Annotated in this window: 16 protein-coding genes, 1 tRNA gene and 1 other RNA gene; 7 read left to right on the top strand and 11 right to left on the bottom strand. The window is 71.7% G+C overall.

The genetic code is table 11. The features are described from left to right. Window positions 1–170: 170 nt before the first annotated feature. The 3 genes from AB0I45_RS01400 to AB0I45_RS01390 form a co-directional block, all read right to left on the bottom strand. Window positions 171–1,583, bottom strand: coding sequence for an MFS transporter (locus AB0I45_RS01400; protein ID WP_360316241.1), 1,413 nt, complete (start codon window positions 1,581–1,583; stop codon window positions 171–173). Window positions 1,584–1,702: 119 nt separating this feature from the next. Beyond that, window positions 1,703–1,797, bottom strand: an RNA gene (gene ffs / locus AB0I45_RS01395) — signal recognition particle sRNA small type. A 116-nt stretch (window positions 1,798–1,913) separates the two neighbouring features. Further along, window positions 1,914–2,447, bottom strand: coding sequence for a type 1 glutamine amidotransferase domain-containing protein (locus AB0I45_RS01390; protein WP_360316238.1), 534 nt, complete (start codon window positions 2,445–2,447; stop codon window positions 1,914–1,916). Between the two features lie 178 nt (window positions 2,448–2,625). Here AB0I45_RS01390 and AB0I45_RS01385 point away from each other — a divergent pair. The 5 genes from AB0I45_RS01385 (at window position 2,626) to AB0I45_RS01365 (ending at window position 8,250) form a co-directional block, all read left to right on the top strand. Then, window positions 2,626–2,710 (top strand) — tRNA-Ser (locus AB0I45_RS01385). A gap of 293 nt (window positions 2,711–3,003) precedes the next feature. After that, window positions 3,004–4,440 carry an amidase gene (locus AB0I45_RS01380; RefSeq protein WP_360316235.1) on the top strand — a complete coding sequence of 479 codons (1,437 nt, stop codon included), beginning with the start codon at window positions 3,004–3,006 and terminating at the stop codon, window positions 4,438–4,440. 180 nt (window positions 4,441–4,620) lie between these two features. Then, window positions 4,621–6,213 (top strand): Ig-like domain-containing protein, encoded by a 1,593-nt coding sequence (locus tag AB0I45_RS01375; RefSeq protein WP_360316232.1) that lies wholly within the window; start codon window positions 4,621–4,623, stop codon window positions 6,211–6,213. Window positions 6,214–6,678: 465 nt separating this feature from the next. Beyond that, complete coding sequence (locus tag AB0I45_RS01370; protein ID WP_360316229.1) at window positions 6,679–6,840, top strand: hypothetical protein; 162 nt, start codon at window positions 6,679–6,681, stop codon at window positions 6,838–6,840. A gap of 171 nt (window positions 6,841–7,011) precedes the next feature. After that, entirely contained in the window at window positions 7,012–8,250 is a 1,239-nt protein-coding gene (locus tag AB0I45_RS01365) for an FAD-dependent oxidoreductase (protein WP_360316226.1), read from the top strand. A gap of 117 nt (window positions 8,251–8,367) precedes the next feature. Here the strand turns inward: AB0I45_RS01365 and AB0I45_RS01360 are convergent, their stop codons facing one another. From AB0I45_RS01360 to AB0I45_RS01335, 6 genes are all read right to left on the bottom strand, one after another. Beyond that, window positions 8,368–8,820, bottom strand: a complete 453-nt coding sequence (locus tag AB0I45_RS01360) for an NAD(P)H-dependent oxidoreductase (protein WP_295690052.1) — start codon at window positions 8,818–8,820, stop codon at window positions 8,368–8,370. A 185-nt stretch (window positions 8,821–9,005) separates the two neighbouring features. After that, complete coding sequence (locus AB0I45_RS01355; protein WP_360316223.1) at window positions 9,006–10,589, bottom strand: polyamine aminopropyltransferase; 1,584 nt, start codon at window positions 10,587–10,589, stop codon at window positions 9,006–9,008. Window positions 10,590–10,609: 20 nt separating this feature from the next. Then, on the bottom strand, window positions 10,610–11,035 hold the full coding sequence (locus AB0I45_RS01350) for a DUF350 domain-containing protein (protein ID WP_217494877.1): 426 nt from the start codon (window positions 11,033–11,035) through the stop codon (window positions 10,610–10,612). An 86-nt stretch (window positions 11,036–11,121) separates the two neighbouring features. Continuing rightward, complete coding sequence (locus tag AB0I45_RS01345) at window positions 11,122–11,676, bottom strand: hypothetical protein (RefSeq protein ID WP_360316219.1); 555 nt, start codon at window positions 11,674–11,676, stop codon at window positions 11,122–11,124. Beyond that, the gene (locus tag AB0I45_RS01340) at window positions 11,673–12,341 is read right to left on the bottom strand and encodes a DUF2617 family protein (protein WP_295690049.1); all 669 of its coding nucleotides are present in this window, start codon (window positions 12,339–12,341) and stop codon (window positions 11,673–11,675) included. The genes AB0I45_RS01345 and AB0I45_RS01340 overlap by 4 nt, the downstream gene beginning before the upstream one ends. Window position 12,342: 1 nt before the next feature. Then, complete coding sequence (locus tag AB0I45_RS01335; RefSeq protein ID WP_101652467.1) at window positions 12,343–12,960, bottom strand: DUF4178 domain-containing protein; 618 nt, start codon at window positions 12,958–12,960, stop codon at window positions 12,343–12,345. 192 nt (window positions 12,961–13,152) lie between these two features. On the opposite strand from AB0I45_RS01335, the gene AB0I45_RS01330 reads away from it, so the two are divergent. Continuing rightward, window positions 13,153–14,031 carry a Sir2 family NAD-dependent protein deacetylase gene (locus AB0I45_RS01330; RefSeq protein WP_254668853.1) on the top strand — a complete coding sequence of 293 codons (879 nt, stop codon included), beginning with the start codon at window positions 13,153–13,155 and terminating at the stop codon, window positions 14,029–14,031. 73 nt (window positions 14,032–14,104) lie between these two features. After that, window positions 14,105–14,728, top strand: coding sequence for a TIGR03085 family metal-binding protein (locus tag AB0I45_RS01325; RefSeq protein WP_360316214.1), 624 nt, complete (start codon window positions 14,105–14,107; stop codon window positions 14,726–14,728). A 136-nt stretch (window positions 14,729–14,864) separates the two neighbouring features. On the opposite strand, the gene AB0I45_RS01320 is transcribed toward AB0I45_RS01325, so the two are convergent. Both AB0I45_RS01320 and AB0I45_RS01315 read right to left on the bottom strand, forming a co-directional pair. Continuing rightward, on the bottom strand, window positions 14,865–15,119 hold the full coding sequence (locus AB0I45_RS01320; RefSeq protein ID WP_137318123.1) for a hypothetical protein: 255 nt from the start codon (window positions 15,117–15,119) through the stop codon (window positions 14,865–14,867). After that, window positions 15,112–15,804 (bottom strand): DUF1707 domain-containing protein, encoded by a 693-nt coding sequence (locus AB0I45_RS01315; RefSeq protein WP_247425511.1) that lies wholly within the window; start codon window positions 15,802–15,804, stop codon window positions 15,112–15,114. The genes AB0I45_RS01320 and AB0I45_RS01315 overlap by 8 nt, the downstream gene beginning before the upstream one ends. Between the last annotated feature and the right edge of the window lie 62 nt (window positions 15,805–15,866).

The raw sequence follows: 15,866 nt of genomic DNA, 5'->3' as shown, positions 1-15,866 counted from the left end.
GGGACTCTGGATCAGAGTAGACCGCGGTGTGTTGCGATCCGTCGGCGGCGACTCCCGGAACCGCCCGGGATGTGCCGGATCACGGCCTCTGACCTGCGGCTTCGATCGGAGCAGACGTTGCGGAATTGTGACAGCGGGCGCCCGGGGCGCCCACACGACTCCGCCCCGGCTCACGCCCCGGCGGCGGGCCGGACGAGCCGGGTGGCGATGAGGCCGAAGAGCAGCGAGAGAACGACCGAGGCGATGAGCACCCAGCCGAACGCGTGCATCGGCGGGAGCAGGGTGAAGAGGACGGTGAAGAGGCTCGACAGGGTCGCGACGCCGATCCCCATCCCGGCCTGCTGGGTGGTGGCGATGAGCCCGCCGGTGAGGCCGGCGACGCGGTTGGGGACGTGGTTCATCACCACGGAGATCAGCGGACCGAACATCAGCCCCTGCCCGCCGCCGATGAGGATGCCGACGAGCTGGTACCACAGCAGGAACGGTTGGGCGTCGACGAAGGCGAGGGTCGCCAGCACCGCGAACCCGGTCGCCTGGAAGGCCGAGCCGACGAGCAGGATGCGCGGGCCGAACGAATCGAGGAGCCGGGTGGCGAAGGTCGAGGAGATGACGAAGGACGTCGCGAGGACGAGCAGCGACATCCCCGATTTGAGCGGCGGCCAGCCGAGCCCCTGCTGGGTGAACACGGCGAAGTTGTACATGAATGCCGACAGCATGAGGAAGAACAGGGCGGCGAGGATCATCCCGATCTTCACCGCCGGCTCGGTGATGACGTGGAGGGGCAGCACCGAGGGCCGCTGGGAGAGCTCCCGGTTGAGGAGGTGACGGCGCAGGACGAGGAACCCCACGGCCGAGGCGGCGAGCAGTCCCAGCGTGAGCGCGAGCATCCCCGGGGTGGAGAACGGGTCGAGCGGATCGAGCGCGGCGGCGTTGGTCAGGCCGGTGATGAGGCACAGGAGGGCGAAGGCGACGATCGCGGAGCCCGGGACGTCGAAGCCCTCGGGGTCGGGGGAGCGCGATTCGCGGAGGTACCCGGTGCCGGCCCAGGTGACGGCGGCGATGACGGCGATGGACAGGAACGCCGCGCGCCAGCCGAACTCGACGGGGAACAGGCTGTTGATCGCACCGCCGATGATGTTGCCGCCCACGGTCCCGATCCCGGCGAAGATGCTGTACCCGCTGATGGCGCGGGAGCGGGCGGTGCCGGTGAGCGTGGCCTGGACGGTCGACAGGATCTGCGGGGTGGTGAGCGCGGCCGCGCAGCCCTGGAGGAGGCGGCCGAGCACGAGCAGCTCGACGCTCGGGGCGAACGCGGTGAGGACGGAGCAGACGAGGATCGCCGCGATCCCGATCCGGAACAGGCGCCGTCGGCCGAAGGTGTCGCCCAGGCGCCCGCAAATGATGAGACCGGCGGCGAAGGACACCGAATAGGCCCCGATGACCAGGGTCGTCCGTGATCCGGGGAGGTCGAGTGCGGCCTGCATCCCGGGAACGGAGATGTTCGCGACGGCGAACACGTACGTGGAGAGGAAAGTCGCCAGGTACAGCGGCCAGACCCGGGGTGAAAGCGCCGGTGCTTCCATGAATCGAACCCTAGCGTACGTTCGGGTCGGATTGAAACAGTCGGGGGTGACCGGTCGGTCTCGAACGTTCGGGCGGCTGCGCGCAGGCCAGCGGGGCGCAGTGGCGGGCGCGGGTGAATGTGAAGGACTCTCCGTGCACCCGCCAGAGCCTTCTTACCCTTGCTACCTTTCGGTCCTGGGGGGTTCGCAGGATGACGCCACACGGAGAGCCGCCACCCAGTGTAGTGCAGAGCCCGGGGGACGAGAAATCACCCGGGCTCTGCCGCCACCGCGCCCGAGGTGCGCCCGCCGGGATGCCCGCGGATCGCCTCGGGCGCGGTCGGCTGCCGATCAGCTCAGCGCTGCGGCGATCGCCCGGTTGAATGCGTCGAGGTCGCCGGGGTTGCGCGAGGTGATGAGCTTGCCGTCGACGACGACCTCGGAGTCCTCCCATTCGGCGCCGGCGTTGACGAGGTCGGTGCGGATGGAGATGTACGAGGTGAGCTTCCGCCCGCGCGCCAGGTCCGCCTGGGCGAGGATCCACGGCGCATGGCAGATCGCGGCGACCGGCTTGTCCGCGGCGAAGAAGGCCTTGACGAGGGCGACCGCATCCTCGTCGAGGCGCAGGGAGTCGGCGTTGAGCGTCCCGCCGGGGAGCACGAGCATGTCGTAGTCGTCCGCCGAGGCCTGGGCGACGGGGACGTCGACGTCGAAGGTGTCGGCGTGCTCCCAGTCGCCTTCCATCGCCTGCAGGGTGCCCTCTGCGGGCGAGACGATGACGGTGGTGGCGCCGGCGCCGTCGAGCGCGGCGCGCGGGCTGGTGAGCTCGACCTGCTCGACGCCGCGGGTGAGGAGGAATGCGACCTTCTTCTCGGACACTGCCATGGTGATGCTCCTTCGTGGTCGGGTGCGCGTTCGGTGGGAACGCGGGTGCGCCCGGAGCGCGGGGCGTCCGGGACTGCGTGTACACAAAGGGAACGGGACGACGGGGGAGGTGTATTCCGTGGCGCCCGATGCTCGGCTGATTGGCCTATTCACGCCGCGTTCGGGTAACGTTCTCTGCGGAGGATTCGCCTAGCGGCCTATGGCGCACGCCTGGAACGCGTGTTGGGTTAACGCCCTCAGGGGTTCAAATCCCCTATCCTCCGCCGCCGAGAGGCCCTCTGATCTGCGATCAGAGGGCCTCTCGCCCATTCACCGCAGCGGGGCTGTTCGCTATTGCCGGGCACTCCACATGCTTGCAGAGCACGTGCAGGCCGTCCTTGCCCTCCGGGCGACTGGTCAGGGAGCTGAGCCCGTACACACATTTCGAGCATTAATCCTCGCGCGCGGAGATGTCCGGAACTGTGGGCTGGTGGGCCGTGGCGACATGGCCGCCGTGCCGAGCGCCTGCGAGCGTGGTGTGCGAGGCAGACATGGTGCGGAGAGGAGCCCGGTGACGATGCGGATCGATCTGGTGGAGGAGGCCGCGGCCCGGGGGATCCCCTCGGCCGGACGCGTCGAGCTGTGGGAGGAGCATCGCCCGCGTGTGGAGCGCGCGATCGAGGCGCTGCGCGGTGCGCGGCTGCCGGACGCGGCCGAGGTGGTGCCGGCGGTGATCGACGGGCTCCCGCTCCATGACGTCGACCGACCGCTGCCGGCCGGGCGGCGCCGCCCCGACGATCCCGATGAGCTGCATGCGTTCACCGCGGTCGTCGACGACGTTCCCGAGGGCGTGCCGACGGTCGGTCTCAAGGACATGATCGCGGTCGCCGGCCACGCCTCGAGCGCGGGGCTGCGCCGGCCACCGGTGCCGGTGGCGGAACGGGACGCGTGGGTGGTGGAGCGCCTGCGCGACGCCGGTGTCGGGATCAGGGGGATGCTGGATCTCGATGCCCTGGCCTATGGGCCCACCGGGATGTCGAGTGCGCTCGGCCCGGCGATCAATCCGCTCGATCCTGCTGTGATCCCCGGGGGCTCGAGCTCCGGATCGGGAGTCGCCGTCGCGGCCGGGCTCGTCGACTTCTCCCTCGGCACCGACGCCGGCGGGTCGAACCGGATCCCCGCCGCCCTCACCGGCGTGGTGGGTCTCAAGCCCACCCGCGGGCGCATCCCCGGTGCCGGCGTCATGCCCCTGGCACCCTCGCTCGATCATCTGGGACCCCTGGCTCGCACGGTGGCCGACGTCGCCGCAGTGCTCTCGGTGATCGATCCGCGCGGCGCGGCCGGCCGGGGCCCGGCGGTCGACGACGGCGCTGTGATCGTCATCGGGATGCCGAGCGCGTACTTCCTCGACGAGCTGGAGCCGGCGGTCCGCACGGCCTTCGATGCGGTCCTGCTCCGGCTCGAGGAGGACGAACGGATCCGGCTCGTCGAGGTCGCGCTGACGGCAGGCGGCGCTGCGGGGGTCGCGCAGAGCCTGGTGATGGGGGCCGAGGCCCTCGCGTCGAACCTCGCCACCCTGCGGACAGACGCGGATGTGCTGCCCGAAGCGGTCCGACTGCGGCTCGAGACCGGCCTGCTCGTCCCGGCCGAGGCCCATGCGCTCGCACTCGACGTCGGTGCGCGGTGGGGCTCTGCGGTCGAGGCGGCCTTCGCCGAGTGCCATGTCATGCTCACCCCGACACTCCCGGTCCTGTCCCCGCAGATCGGGCAGGTCGACGCCGCACTGACGACGACCCGGATGCCGATCCCGGCCGCGCTCACCCGCATGGTCGCGCCGTTCAATCTCTCCGGCCACCCCGCGCTCAGCCTGCCCGCTGCGCAGTCGCCGGGACCGGTGCCGCTCGGGGTGCAGCTCATCGGACCGCGGGACTGCGACTCCCGGCTGCTCGCCGTCGCCGAGGTCGTCGAGTCAATCGTGGGTCCGTGCTCCGGTGTGCGACCCCGACCCCGGTGATGTCGGTGGACCCGGTGGACCCGGTGATCCCAGTGATGCCGAGCGCGCTCCGCGGCGCGGTATGGACTTCTGTTCGATCTGATCAGCCCGGAGAGTGCATGACCAGACGATTGACGTAGGATCGTCCCAGCGGGTAGCGCGCGGTGCGCCGCCCCTGGAACGCGAGCACGAGGACACCCCATGGTCAGAACCTTCCACCCACGCGCAGTGATCCTCGTGATCACCCTCATCCTCGGGCTGCTCGGCAGCGGCCTGATCCTCATGACCGGCGCGCCGGCACGAGCCGCCGACTGCGTGCCGACCGGCGCCCAACTGGCGAACAGCGTCGACGACATCAACTTCGTCGACGAGAACGGCGTCGTCATCGACGCCCCGTCCTACCGTGAGAACGACGTCGCGAACCTGCGCCTCGACTACTCGCTCAAGCAGGCCGCGCAGGGCGGCGACTGGTTCACCTACCAGCTGCCCGCCGATGCGCTCGGGGCGCAGGCCGTGCCGACCTTCGACATCATCGACCCCGGCACCGGTGCGATCGTCGGATGCGCCGAGGTGTCCAGCGGCGGGCTCGTCACCGCCGTCTTCAACGATCAGGTCGAGGGCAAGCAGGACTTCTCCGGCACACTGCGGTTCCGGGCCCGGATCATCGTCGACCACCAGGAGGGGCAGACCGAGTACCCCATCGAGTTCGAAGACCTCAAGACGATCACCATCGAGCTCGGGCCGGGTCTCGCCCCGCCGCCGGCGGATCTGTTCCGCAAGGACGGCTGGCTGACCCTGCCCGTCGACCACCAGTACTTCAACCCGCAGCGCGCGCTGAGCTGGCGGATCATCACCCCGAAGTACGACACCGACCTCAACAATGTCGTCATCGTCGACGAATCGACCGATGAGAAGTGGAGCTTCAACTGCGCCTACATCGAGGCCAACCTCCTCACCGAGCGCAGCACCCGGATCGCACCGGAGGGGTCGATCGACCGCAGCACGATCTCAATGAGCTGCGATCCGGAGCGGCTCGAGATCCGCATCGATCGCCTCCCCGCGGGCACGACGGTGACCTTCGACCCGATCATCGGAACGATCCCGAATCTCGTCAACGGCGATTACACGAACACCGCGACCCTGTCGGCCGACGAGGTCGATGAGTGGTCGACGAACACCCAGGTCGTGACGGTGTCCGGCAGCGGCGACGGATCCGGCACCGCCTCGCCCAGCCCGACCCCGACCCCGACGCCTTCGGAGACCGCTTCGCCGACGCCCTCGGAGAGCGCATCACCGACCCCGTCCGAATCGGCATCGCCTACCCCGACCCCCTCGGAGACCGCATCGCCCACCCCGTCGCCGACGCCCCCGGAGACCGCGTCGCCCACCCCGTCGCCGACTCCCTCGGAGACGGCATCGCCCACCCCGACTCCCTCGGAATCCGCGACCCCGACCCCGTCCGAGTCCGCTTCGCCCACACCTTCGGAGACGGAGACCGCGACCCCGTCCCCGTCGGAGACCGCGACGCCGACGCCGACGGGCACGGGCTCCGCTTCCCCGGAGCCCTCGACGACCGCGCCGGAGGAGGCTCCGGCACCCGGTGGCGGTGACGAGCCGAACCGCCCCGCACCGGGTGAGGAGCCCGGGAACCCGGCTCCGGGAACGAACCCGGGTGGCGACGACCGGCTCCCGCGCACGGGCGCCGGAGAGACGACTGCGGCACTCGCCGCAGGTGCGGTCCTGCTCCTCGCCGGCGGTGCGCTGCTGCTCCTCGCCCGTCGCCGGGCCGAGTGATCCGTCCCCGCGGGGACGGGCGGACGGCCCCGGCGGCCGTCCGCTCACCCTCGCGGGGTGCGCTCCTGCACCGGTGGTGTAACGAGATCGGAACAGTGTCGTGACTCCTACCCGGCGCCCGGTGGCGTTACGATGAGCCTGGCATTCCCTGAAGTACCGCCGCAGACCAGCGGTGGACCACCATCCAAGGAGGTCGTCTTGAACGATCAGTAGAATCCCCAGCAGGCGGACAACTCGTCCTACTCGGACAACTCGTCCTACTCGGACAACTCGTCCTACTCGGACAACTCGTCCTACTCGGACAACTCGTCCTACTCCAACCAGTACTCGCAGCCGGCCGGAACGGCGGGCGCGGGCCAGCAGGATCCGGGACAGACCCTCGGCATCGTCGCCCTCATCGCCTCGCTGTCGACCTTCATCGGCTTCGCCATCATCGGCCCGATCGTCGGCATCATCTGCGGCAAGATGGCCCGCACCAAGTCGCGTGAGGCCGGCCTGGCCGACAACACGCTCGGCAAGTGGGGCTTCATCCTCGGCATCATCTTCCTGATCCTCGGTGTCATCGGCATCATCCTCGCCATCATCCTCGTCGTCGTGGCGGGAAGCGCCTCGTACTCGACGTACTGAGCTGTGCTCACGGCCGGGCCTCGGATCCCGGCCGCACCGCGCCGGAGCACGGCACCGCTCGACGGGCCGGACGACCACCAGGTCGTCCGGCCCGTTCGCCATTCACCGCAGTCCGACTACGCTGGATCCCGTGGCGCGGCCGGCGCCGCGCACGCGTGAGGGAGGACAGTCGTGAGCGAGATCATCGTCGTCGGCGCCGGTGCCGCCGGCCTGCGCGCCGCAGCGCACCTCGCCCGGGCCGGGCACGAGGTGAGCGTGCTCGAGGCCGCCGAGCGCGTGGGCGGCCGGATCGGCGGGCGCACCGTCGGCCCCTTCCGGCCCGATCACGGCTTCCAGCTCGTCAATCCCGCCTATCCGGCGCTCCGCGAGGCGCTCGACGTCGACGCCCTCGACCTCACCGCCTTCCCCGCCGGGGTGTCGGTGCGCACCGCGAAGTCCCGCGTCGTCCTCGCCGACCCCTCCCGGGAACCGCAGCTCGCCTTCCGCACCCTGCGCTCCGGGCTGCTCTCCCCGCGCGAGATCCCGCGGCTCACCGCCCTGCTCGGCCGCGCACCGGCCATCGACATCCCGTTCGCGGACTGGCTCGACGAGCACCGCATCACCGGCCCGCTGCGCAGTGCCGTCATCGAGCCCTTCGCCTCCGGCCTCGTCGCCCAGGATGCGCGGACCTCGAGCGCCCAGTACCTGCTGTGGCAGCTCAAGCTCCTCGCCTCGGCCACACCCATGCTCCCGGCCGGCGGCATGCAGGCTCTCGCGCAGGCGCTCGCCGCCGTCGCGCACCGGGCCGGCGCCGTGATCGAGACCGGCGTCCGCGTCACCGGGGTGCGGCGCACGGGCAGCGGCGTGGGCCTCGAGACGAGCGCGGGCCCGCGCGAGGCGGCGGCGGTCGTCGTCGCCGCCGGGCTCACCACCGACCTCGGCCTGGCGCTGCCGCCGGTGCGGACCCGCGGGATGACCACGTGGTGGTTCGCCGCGGACGAGCCGCCGCAGAGGCAGCGGCTGCTCGGCATCGACGGCCGGCACCCGCGCGGACCGGTGACCACCCTGGCCGAGGTCACCGCCCCCGTGCCCGAGGCCGCACCGCGCGGCCGCCATCTGCTCGCCGCGAACGTGCCGCTGGGGGAGACCGGACCCGGCGGCGAGGCCGAGCACCGGGAGCCCACCGAGGGCGAGGTGCGCGCCGCCGCAGCCGACCTCTCCGGGGTGGACGCCGCCCGCTGGGAGGTCGTCGCGGTCGACCGCATCGCCCATGCCCTGCCCGCCTCCGGGGTCGGGGTGCTCGACCGGCGCGAACCCGCGCTCGACGGGCCGATCGTCGTCGCCGGGGACCGGTACCGGACGAGCTCGCACAACGGAGCGCTCGAATCGGGCGCCGCCGCGGCCCACTCGGTGATGTACCTGCTCGGCTGAACGACCCGCTCAACCGAACAGCACGCTCGGCTCAGCGATCCACTCGGCTCAACAGCATGCCCAGCTGAACAGCCTGCTCAGGGGGTGCGCCGCGCCTCCCGCTCAAGCTCGGGCGGCTCAGGCCATCGTCGTCGCGGCGACCGTGGCCGCCATCTCCGTCACCGCCGCGGTGTGCTCCTCGGTGACCTCGCCGGTGAAGACGACCGGGTCGCACACCTTCTCCCAGCCGTAGCCGGTGGTGATCGACTCCATTGCGCGCTCCGCACCTGTGGTGTCGTAGCCGCCGTGGATCCAGTAGGAGAACGGGCGGCCGGCGGTCTGCTCGCGGGTGGCGGAGTACGTCGTGTCGAAGAAGTGCTTGAGCGCCCCGGAGATGTAGCCGAAGTTCGCGGTGGTGCCGAGCACGAACGCGTCGGCGGCGAGCACGTCCTCGACGGTTGCCTCGAGCGCGGCCTTCTCGACGAGCTCCACCCCCTCGAGCTCCGGCATGGTCAGCCCGGCGCGCGCGGCCTCGGCGAGCGCGGCGGTGGCATCGGACGGCGAGTGATGGACGAGGAGAACGGTGCTCATGCAGTCACTCTACGCATCGAGCGCGCCGCGGTCGATGGTCCCGGCGGCCTCCGTCCGGACGCCGCCGGCCTCCGGACGGACGCCGCCGGTGACCTGAAGGGTGCCGGCGGGCGCCTCGGCTCCATGTCCGGGCCCGTGGTGGAGTGATGTCCGGTCACCTGGGGGAGTGCGCTTGCCGAACGCGCTCAGTACCCCACCCAGGCGCCGCGCTGCTGATCGATCACCCGCGGGTGGAGCAGGGAGGACGGCTCCACCGCGCCGACGGAGTCGCGGTCGCGGTCCGGCGGGAACACGAGGGAGGCGCGGGCCACCTCGGGGGTGAGGAAGCGCAGGTCGTCCGGCGCATCGGCGGGCACCCCGATCTCCGGTGCCTCGCCGGTCGCGGCGAGGAAGTAGCCCCAGTCGCCGAAGCTCGGGACGTCGACGTGGTAGGGCGTGGTGGCGAAGCCGGCCTGCGCGATGCTCTCCCCGATCCCCCAGTACGCCTCGGGCGCGAAGAACGGGGACCCGGCCTGCACGACGAGGCGCGCCCCGGGGTTCATCGCGCGCTCGACGAGGCCGTAGAACTCGATGGTGTAGAGCTTCGAGGTCGACACGTCGTCCGGGTCGGGGAGGTCGGCGATGACGACGTCGTAGGCCTTCTCGTTCTCCTCCCGCAGCCAGGTGAAGGCGTCGGCGGGCACGTAGTCGACGCGGTGGTCGGCGAAGGACTGCCGGTTGAACTCGGTGAACGCCTCGTCCGTCCGGGCGAGCTCGACGACGGCCGGGTCGAGGTCGACGAGCGTGACCTCCTCGACGTCGGAGTACCTGAGGATCTCGCGCAGGGCCATGCCGTCGCCGCCGCCGAGCACGAGCACCCGGGTGCGCGGGCCGTCGAGCACCGGGTGCACGAGCGACTCGTGGTAGCGGTGCTCGTCGTTCGAGGCGAACTGCAGGTCCCCGTTGAGGAACAGGCGGGTGTCGCCGGTGCGCGGGTGCCGGGTGACGACGATGTCCTGGTAGGCGCTGCGCTCGGCGGTGACGATCGGGTCCCGGTAGATCTTCTGCCGCGAGGTCACCTCGATCGCATCGGTGTACACCCAGGCGGCGGTGAGCACGCCGACGATGAGCACGAGGAGCAGGGTGAGCCCGATGCGCACCCGCCGGGAGAGCTCGTGCCGGAACAGCCACACGACGATGAGGATGCCGGTGACGGCGTTGACGATCCCGACGGCGAGCACGCCGCGGGGCAGGCCGAGGAGCGGCAGCAGGAGGAACGGGAAGGCGAGGCCGCCGATGAGCCCGCCCACGTAGTCCACCGCGAAGAGGTCGGCGACCGCGGCCGAGGCGCGCTGGGCGCGGATGCGCTGGATGAGCTCCATGAGGAGCGGGATCTCCGCCCCGATGAGGACGCCGATGACGAAGGCGATGACGATCATCGCCGCGGTGTAGAGGTCGAGGTAGGCGAACGCGAGGTAGAGGGCGAGGACCGACAGGCCGCCGATGATCCCGAGCGAGGCCTCGATGAGGGCGAAGGACACCGCGGCGAGGTGGGTCAGCCGCTTGGTGAGGATCGAGCCGACGCCCATCGCGAAGACCATGACCGACAGCACGATCGAGGCCTGCACGATGGTGTCGCCGAGCAGGAACGAGCCGAGCGCGACGAGCGCGAGCTCGTAGACCATGCCGCACGAGGCGCACAGGAAGACGGCGAAGAGGACGAGGAACCGCGCCGGTCCGGGGCGCACCGGCAGGCGCAGGGACTCCTGTTCAGCGGCGGCGGTGCTCACGGAGGACGCGGGTCAGCCGATCACAGGAGGGCGGAGGCCATGATGAGGGCGATGCCGAAGTGCGCCGAGGCGTTGACCCACACCGCAGGGTGGATGGTCTCGGAGTGGACGATCTCGCCCAGCCGGCCCGGGGTCAGGGCGTCGACGATGAGGAAGCTCGCCGCCATGATGATGATCCCGATGACGCCGTAGACGATCGTCGAGACGAGACCCCAGACGAGGTCGCCGGCGCTCGCACGGATCGCGACCGCGACGATGATCGCCACGCCGAGCAGGTTCGAGGCGACGAGGATCGAGGCGTTGCGGGACTTCTCCGTCCACAGCAGCTCGTGGAGCTTGCCCGGGGTGATGAGGTCGACGACGCCGTAGCCGACGAGCATGAGGAGGAGGCCGGCCACCGCGTACGCCAGGACGACTCCGGATTCGATGAGGAGGGGGACGATCATGATGGGCCTTTCGGACGGTGGATGTCAGCTGAGGTGGTCGGGTGCGATTGCCGGTGCGGGAGCGCCGGTCTGGGCGGGGGAGCCGGTCACTTGCCGGTGCCCGAGCCGCCGCCGCGGTAGCCGGGGCCGCCGCCGTAGTTCGAGTCGGAGCCGGAGGAGCCGCCGCCGAAGATGAACGGGAAGAACCAGAAGCCCCCGCCGCCGGAACGGGTCGAGGAGTCGCAGCCGACGTAGGTGTAGTTCTCGCCCTGCTTGTCGTAGTCGCCGCGGTTCGGGGCGCTGACGTACTCGCCGTTGACGAGGTCGTAGTCGCCGCACTGTGCCGAGCCGGAGGTCGCCGAGCTCGAGCAGGAGCCGATGAGGGAGAGGAGGAGGACGAGGACGACGAGCAGACCGATGATGCAGCCGCAGCCCTTGCCGCCGCGCTTGGCCGACTCGTTCTCACCCGGCGTCCACGGCCGGTGGCCGCCGCCGGGGCCGCCGCGGCCGTTCTCCGCGTCGAAGTCGAAGCTCCGGCCGCTCATCGTCACCTTGGGACGGCCCGGGCCCGATGGGCCGCGACCCGGACGGCCGGGGCCGGAGCCGGGCAGCGGGATGCGGTCGCCGGGACCGGGCTGCGGATTCGGGGGCGGGAAGGTCATATCGAGACCTCGCTCGGTCGAGCCGGGCACGGGTGGGCGCCGGCGGACGGACGGAAGGCGTGGGCGAGTCCGGTGAGGGTGGTGCGGGTGTGCACGATCTCGCCGTGCTGCGGGTAGCAGTGCCAGGTCCGCCACGACAGGGCATCGCCGGTCGGGTGCCCGCCGGCGGTGCCCGCCTCGGCGTCGGTACCAGCCTCGGCCCCGGTCTCTGCCGGGTCACCGGCCGTTGCCGAGGTGCCCAGGGCGAGCGCGGTGACGGCGCCGGGATGCCCGGGGAAGGACACGACGGCGTGGTGCTCGGCGCCTCGGGCGGCCCGGACGATGTCGTCGACCGCGGTGAGGAACCGGTCCGCCGCCACGCGCTCGACGCGGGAGCGGAAGTCGTGGACCCCGGCACCGGCGATCCCGGCGGTGAGCCGGCTGTCCGGCAGCGTCGGGGCGGAGCTCGGCAGACAGGCGAGCGTCTCGATGAAAGCGGTGCCGCCGCCGCTGACGATCACCTGGTGGGAGCAGCCGAGCACGGCGAGCTCCACCCGCAGCGCCCGCCCGGAGCCCGCGGTGAGGTGGGCGACGGAGCTGTGGACGGACGGGAGCCGGCCCTGCGTAAGGGAGAAGGTGAGGTCGGCCGCCGCGGTGTCGGCGAACGGGACTTCGACGGTGTGCATCTCAGCTGCCCGGATAGATCGTGAAGGAGCCGGGGGCCACCGGCTGCCCGGTGCTGACCTCCCAGCGGCCGTGGTCGAAGCGCTCGAAGGACAGATGACGGCCGTCACCGGCCTCGTAGTCGACGTAGTCGAGCGCGCCCTGCGGCCGCAGCCCGGTGGTGCCCTCGGAGCGGTAGGTCGCGGTGCCGTGCTCGACGAGCGTGTACGAGGTGCCCTCGAGGTCGATCTGCTCGGAGCGCGGCTCGATGTCGAGGTCCGGGCGGTCCTTCCAGATCGAGAGCTGGAGGTCGGGGTCCTCCTCCACGGTGAGCCACTGCCGCTGGGCGCTGCCGTCGGCCTGGAAGAAGTGCTCCGCCCAGGTGTAGCCGCCCTCCGCGATCCGCAGGGTGCCGCGCACGAAGTGCTTCTCCGAGCCGAACTCAAGGATGTCGCCGGCGTGGATCTTCAGCGGGTCCCCGCCGGTGTCCTGCCCGGGCGCGAACGGGTCGTGGGCGCGCGGGCCGGCATCGACGTGCACCGGGCGATCGGAGGCGCGCATCCGCTTGACGACGAGGATGATCACCAGCACGATCCCGATGGCGATGACGGCGGTGACAAGGGTGGAGAGGAAGTCTCCCATGACGGCTCCGGTCGGGTTCGGGGGCGGCTGACCGAACCAAGACTACCGTGCGGTGCGGACACACGAGCGGGGTCGGTGTTGCGGTCCTGGAACGCGTGCGGGCAACCGCAGAGGCCGTAGGCTGGTCCGGGGTCCCCGAGCGCGGGATCCGGCGGCGCCGAGCGCCGCACCACGATGTGCGAGGAGGGTGCAGTGGGAGTCGTCCGGGACCCGCTGCGCGGGCGTGTGCGCCCCGAACCGGAGCACACGGACGGGCAGATCGTCGCCGCCATGTCGCCGATCCCGCCCGCACGCTGGGCGGTTCTCACCGGTGCCGGGATCAGCACCGACTCCGGCATCCCCGACTACCGCGGGCCCGGTTCCCCGGCGCGCACCCCGATGACCGTGCAGACCTTCCTCTCCCACCCCGCGCAGCGCGCGCGGTACTGGGCGCGCGGGTGGATCGGCTGGAAGCGGATGACCGCGGTCCATCCGAACGCCGGGCACCGGGCACTGGCCCGGATCGCACCGCTGGGCATCATCACGCAGAACGTCGACGGCCTCCACCAGGCGGCCGGGTCGGAACCGGTCATCGATCTCCACGGGCGCCTCGACCGAGTGGTGTGCCTCGACTGCGGGCTCACCCTCGGCCGCGACCGCGTGCAGGAGGAGCTCGACGCGCTCAACCCCGACTTCCTCGCCGAGCTCGCGGTGTCCCCGGAGACGCTCGAGACCGCGCCAGACGGCGACGTCGAGCTCGAGCACACGGCGGGCTTCCGGGTCTACGACTGCCCGCGCTGCGGCGGCCTCCTCAAGCCCGATGTCGTGTACTTCGGCGAATCGGTGCCCCGGCCCCGGGTCGACGCGGCCTTCGCCCTCGTCGAGGAGGCCGCGGGCCTGGCGGTGCTCGGCACCTCGCTCGCGGTGCACTCCGGGCTGCGGTTCGTGCGCGCGGCCGTCAAGGCCGGGATGCCGGTCGTCGTCGTCACCGACGGCCCCACGCGCGCCGACGAGCTCCCGGTGCTGCGCTCGGTCAGCCGCGTCGCGGACTTCCTCGCGGCCTGGGAGGGCGCGCTGGAGGGCGCAGGCTGATCGCAAGCCCGCAGCCCGCAGCCCGCAAGCCCGCCGCGTCGACAGGCGCCCACGGGCAGGGCAGACTGGACGGATGACGAACTTCGCCCGCTCCGAGCGCCGCTCCCTCGCCGCCCTGCTCCGCACCATCGGCCCCGATGCCCCGACCCTGTGCGAGGGGTGGACGACCCGGGACCTCGCCGTGCACATCGTGATCCGCGACCGTCGGCCGGACGCCCTCGTCGGCAATGCGTTCCCCGCGCTCGCAGGGAAGTCGCAGCTCCTGCAGGAGCGGGCCGCCGGCGCCGAGGCGGAACTCACCGCACTGCCCTGGGAACAGCTCGTCGGCCGTGTGGCCGAGGGTGCTCCGGTCTGGAACCCGGCGAGCTGGGGTCCGGTGGACCGGCTCATGAATACTGCGGAGTTCCTCGTCCACCACGAGGACGTCCGCCGCGCCCAGCCCGGTTGGGAGCCGCGCGACCTGCCCTGGGAGCTCCACTCCCGCTGCTTCGCGCTCGTCAAGGCGATCATCCTGCCGGCGAGCCTCAAGTCCGGCACCCACCTCGTGGTGGAGGCGCCCGGGTTCGGGATGACCTCGGCCGGACGCACCGGCGCGGCCTCGACCACGCTGCGCGGCACGCCGGTGGAGCTCCTGCTGTGGCTGTTCGGCCGCGACGAGCATGCGCGGGTCGAGGTCAGCGAGTCCGCGGCGGACTGAGCCCGCGCCTCGGCTCCGCGACGGCACGGGACACGCCCGGACGCGGATCCTGCCGGATGCGGGCACGCCGGGCGGGGGTCCTCATCGGATGTGGGGGCCTGTCGGATTCGGGGACCGCCGGAACCGGTGGCGGCGCTCAGTAGCCCGGACCGCGGTCGGTGTCCTCGTGCGGCTCCTCGGGACCCTGCGGGGACCCGTCGGGGGTGTCGTCCGTGGTGTCGTCGTCGACGAAGTGGGGCGTCGTCTCCTCCGCCCGGTCACCGGGAAGGTGCGAGCCGATGTAGGAGTCCGGCCGGTTCATCACCCGGAAGATGAGGTAGCCCCCGCCGAACAGCGCCACTGCGAAGAACGCGATGACGATGAGGACGACCAGGATCTGGGGCTCATCCATTCCCGCTGCTCTCCAGCCGTTTGCGTTCGAAGTAGCCCGCGTGGCGGGCGGTGAAGGCGCCCATGCCCATCGAGCCGTGCACGCGGACGAGGGGCTTGCCCGGCTGCGGGTCGGCGGCGACCTTCGAGCGCACGGTGCCCCAGCTGGAGCTCAGGCGATCGATGTTGACGCCCCAGTCCTCGGGTACGACGACCACGGCGTTGCCCATGCCGCCGGAGACCTCGACGTCGATCTCGGGCAGGTCGGTGGTCGCCTCGAGGAAATTCACCTCTGCGGTCGCCCCGACGGCTTCGAGCCGGATGAAGGGCGGGGGAGTCCAGCGGCCCTTGCGCTTGGCGTTGTCCCAGGAGGCGCGCAGGACGAGCGGGTCGAAGGGGTGGTGACCGGGGGCGTCGGAGGCCCCGGGTGCGGCCCGCGGGGGCCGTTGGGTCGGGCGGATCCGATCCGAGGGCGGAGGCACCGGCAGGTCGGCGACGATCGCGTCGAGGTCGACGTAGAACTTCGCGGCCGCGGTGAGCTCGATCCGCTCGGTGAGCTCCTCGGTGGTGAGGCGCCCTTCGCCCGCGGCCTCCCGCAGCACCTCGATGACCTCGTCGCGCTCGGCGTGGCCGATCCGCATGGTCCGGGCCGGGTCGGCCGGCGTGTTCTCGGGAGGTTCGGGGGAGCGGGCGGGGGGTGTCGTCATGGGACCATCCTGCCCGAGGCGGCGGGCCGCCTCAAGCATTCGCGGCGGGCGGCCGGGCGCGG

Origin of the sequence: Brevibacterium sp. NPDC049920, assembly GCF_040656435.1 — a bacterium.
Classification (GTDB): Bacteria; Actinomycetota; Actinomycetes; order Actinomycetales; family Brevibacteriaceae; genus Brevibacterium; species Brevibacterium pityocampae.
Note: the sequence above shows the minus strand (reverse complement) of the source record. Positions and strands in the feature narration are given on the sequence as shown.